The sequence below is a fragment of the Actinomycetospora sp. genome (assembly GCF_055612215.1).
Genome location: NZ_JBVPVA010001187.1, coordinates 1 through 3,199, shown reverse-complemented (window position 1 = coordinate 3,199; position 3,199 = coordinate 1). Strand labels below are relative to the sequence as shown.

General features: G+C 75.6%; 5 protein-coding genes. All 5 read right to left on the bottom strand.

Annotated elements, in window-relative coordinates; genetic code table 11:
* The coding region (locus AC0CYZ_RS31820; protein ID WP_472222296.1) for an RNA polymerase sigma factor at positions 1 to 1,238 on the bottom strand (1,238 nt) is incomplete at its 3' end.
* Between the two features lie 32 nt (positions 1,239 to 1,270).
* Positions 1,271 to 1,708, bottom strand: coding sequence for a YciI family protein (locus AC0CYZ_RS31815; RefSeq protein ID WP_472222294.1), 438 nt, complete (start codon positions 1,706 to 1,708; stop codon positions 1,271 to 1,273).
* Between the two features lie 13 nt (positions 1,709 to 1,721).
* Positions 1,722 to 2,174: a YciI family protein gene (locus AC0CYZ_RS31810; protein WP_472222292.1), complete on the bottom strand. Its 453-nt coding sequence runs from the start codon at positions 2,172 to 2,174 to the stop codon at positions 1,722 to 1,724.
* 98 nt (positions 2,175 to 2,272) lie between these two features.
* A complete protein-coding gene (gene hisH, locus AC0CYZ_RS31805) occupies positions 2,273 to 2,911 on the bottom strand; it encodes an imidazole glycerol phosphate synthase subunit HisH (protein ID WP_472222290.1) in 639 nt (212 codons plus the stop codon).
* A 21-nt stretch (positions 2,912 to 2,932) separates the two neighbouring features.
* The coding region (locus AC0CYZ_RS31800) for a hypothetical protein (protein WP_472222288.1) at positions 2,933 to 3,199 on the bottom strand (267 nt) is incomplete at its 5' end.

Below are 3,199 nucleotides of genomic sequence, written 5' to 3'. Positions count from 1 at the left end.
CGGCGCAGCAGCGCGCGCTCGGCCTCGTTGGACGCGAGCTCCGCGGCCCGCTCCAGCTCGGCCGCGGCCTCGTCCCGGCGTCCCAGCTGCGTGAGCAGGTCGGCCCGCACGGCCGGGAGCAGGTGGTAGCGCGCGAGGGCGGGCTCGTCGCGCAGCGCGTCGACCACCGCGAGCGCCGCGGCCGGGCCCTGCGCCTTCCCGACGACGACCGCGCGGTTCAGCTCCACGACCGGCGACGGCATCACGACCGCGAGCTCGGCGTAGAGCGCCGCCATCCCGGCCCAGTCGGTGTCCTCGACCGACCCGGCCCGCGCGTGGCCGGCCGCGATCCCCGCCTGCAGCGTGTAGGGGTCCCGACGACCGCCGCCCGCCAGTTCCTCCGCGCGCGCCAGCCCGGCCAGCCCGCGGCGGATCAGCAGGTGGTCCCAGCGACCGCGGTCCTGGTCGGCGAGCAGCACCGGCTCGCCACCGGGTCCGACCCGCGCCCGCAGCCGCGAGGCCTGCAGCTCCATCAGCGCGAGCAGCCCGTGGACCTCCGGGCGGTCGGGCAGCAGGGCGACGAGCCGCCGACCCAGGCGCATCGCCTCGTCACAGAGGTCGGCGCGCATCCAGTCGGCCCCCGTCGTCGCGGCGTAGCCCTCGTTGAAGACCAGGTAGACCACCTCGAGGACCGCCCCGAGCCGGCCCGCGAGCTCCTCCCCCGCCGGGATCTCCAGGTCCACCCCCGCCGTCGAGAGCCGCTTCTTCGCTCGGGAGATCCGCTGCCCGACGGTCGTCGAGGACACCAGCAGCGCCCGCGCGATCTCGTCGGTGGTCAGGCCGCCGAACAGGCGCAGCGTCAGCGCCACCCGCGACTCCCGCGCGAGCAGCGGGTGGCACGTCGCGAACAGCAGCGCGAGGACGTCGTCGCCGACCGCGCGGACCGGGTCGGCCACCACCTCCGCGGTGTCGGGGCTCGCCACCGTGCCCGCCATGTGCCCCACCTGCTCCGCCTTGCGCGCGAACGTCTGCTCACGGCGGATCAGGTCGATCGCCCGGCGCCGGGCGGTCGACGCGAGCCACGCCCCCGGGTTCTCCGGCACGCCCTGCGCGGGCCACTGCTCGAGGGCGGCGACGAGGGCGTCGTGCGCGAGCTCCTCGGCCCGGCCGACGTCGCGCACCACGCGCGCGACGCCGGCCACGATCCGCGCGGACTCCGCGCGCCAGACCGCGTCGAGGACGGTGTAGGCGTCGGCCACCCGGTCCTCCCCCGTCGCTCCGCTCGCGTGCCTCAGCCGCCGTGCTGCTGCTCGGCGCGCTCCCGCAGTTCCGCCTCCTGCTCCAGGACGCCCTCGGGGGCGATGCCCTCGAAGTCCTCGGCCTCGGTGACCCGCCGGACCTCGATGCGCTCCCCGGTCCGGAACGGGGCCCGGCGCGCCCACGACACCGCCTCGTCGAGGGACTCGACCTTGAGGATCCAGAACCCGCCGATGAGCTCGCGGGCCTCCGAGAACGGACCGTCACTGACGGTGGGCTCGTCGCCGTCGCCCTCGGGGAACGTCACGACGGCGCCCTGCGCGCTCGGCGCCAGCCCCTCGCCGGCGAGCAGCACCCCGGCGTCGACCATCGCGGTGTTGAAGCGGCCCATCTCCTCGAAGACGGCCGGGTCGGGCGGGGTGGCCATCGCGACGGCCTCGTCGTACTTCAGCACCAGCATGTACCGCGCCATGTCGCCCACCCTCTCAGGAGCCGGACTGCTCGTAGCGACCGGCGCGCTCGGCGACGCGGGCCCGCAGCGCGGCCTCCGCGTCGAGGAACTCGGCGGGCGCGATGCCCTCGAACTCGCGCATGTCGGGAATCCGCCGCACCTCGAGGCGGACGCCGGGGCCGATCGGGCAGCGGCGGGCCCACTGCTCGGCCTCGGTGCGCGTCGCGACGTCGAGGATCCAGAAGCCCGCGACCAGCTCGCGCGCCTCGGCGAAGGGCCCGTCGGTGACGGTCGGGGTCTCGCCCTCGTACGTCAGCACGAATCCCTCGGAGGACGGCGCGAGTCCCTCGGCCGCGAGCAGCACCCCGGCCTCGACGAGCTCGGTGTTGAAGCGGTTCATCGCGTCGAACATCGCCTCCGGGGGCGGGGCGTCGGGTCCGCCGACGGCCATCGTCTCCGGGGCCTGCATGATCATCATGTAGCGCATCGGGTCCCTCCCGGGGCCTCGGGGCCGGGCTGGTCGCCGGCCGTCACCAGCGCGTCGAACGAGCGTCGCGGCCTTCGACAGCCGTCCCCGAGAAAGTCCTAGAGACTCTCGAGCCAGTTGACGAGGAGGCGCCGGCCGGCCTCGCCGGACTTCTCCGGGTGGAACTGCGTGGCCGCGAGCGGGCCGTCCTCCACCGCCGCGACGAAGTCCTCGCCGTGGTGGGCGTAGGTGAGCTTCGCGGGCAGGAACGGGTCGACGGCCTCGACCTCCCAGCGCTTCGCGGCGAAGGAGTGGACGAAGTAGAAGCGCTCGTCCTCCTCCATGCCCGCGAACAGGACGGAGTCGGCGGGGGCCCGGACCGTGTTCCAGCCCATGTGCGGCAGCACGTCGGCCTGCAGCTTCTCGACGGTGCCGGGCCACTGGCCCGCGCCCTCGGCCTCCTCGCCGAACTCCACGCCGCGCTCGAAGAGGACCTGCATCCCGACGCAGATGCCGAGCACCGGCCGCCCGCCGGCGAGCCGCTGCTCGAGGATCCGCTCGCCGCCCACCGCGCGCAGGCCCGCGGCGCACGCGGCGAAGGCGCCGACGCCGGGCACCACCAGGCCGTCGGCCTCCTGGGCCGCGCGCGGGTCGGCGGTCACCTCGACCTTCGCGCCCGCGCGCTCGAGGGCGCGCTCGGCGGAGCGCAGGTTGCCCGAGCCGTAGTCGAGCACCACGACCGAAGGAGTTCCCGGCATACCGCCCACGCTACCGAGCGCTCACCACCGCGGCCCGGACGGCTGGGCGGCCTCCACCACCTCGAGGACGGCGACGACGTGGCACGCCCCGGTCGACGGGTGCAGCGTCGCCTCGGAGGTCCGGGTGACCCGCACGACGTCGCGGCGGGCGAGCTGGGCCAGGTGCCGCTCGATCTCGGCGCGGCGCTCCTCGCCGACGGTGAGGACGATGTGGCCGCCGCGGTGCACCACGCGGGCGAACTCCACGAGCGCCGAGCGCGGCAGGTGACCGGGCTCGAAGGCGTTGAC

Excerpts from the sequence above, each read along its gene's own strand:
- hisH (WP_472222290.1), bottom strand. The coding sequence starts at position 2,911 with ATGCCGGGAACTCCTTCGGTCGTGGTGCTCGACTACGGCTCGGGCAAC.
- AC0CYZ_RS31815 (WP_472222294.1), bottom strand. The coding sequence starts at position 1,708 with ATGGCGCGGTACATGCTGGTGCTGAAGTACGACGAGGCCGTCGCGATG.
- AC0CYZ_RS31810 (WP_472222292.1), bottom strand. The coding sequence starts at position 2,174 with ATGCGCTACATGATGATCATGCAGGCCCCGGAGACGATGGCCGTCGGC.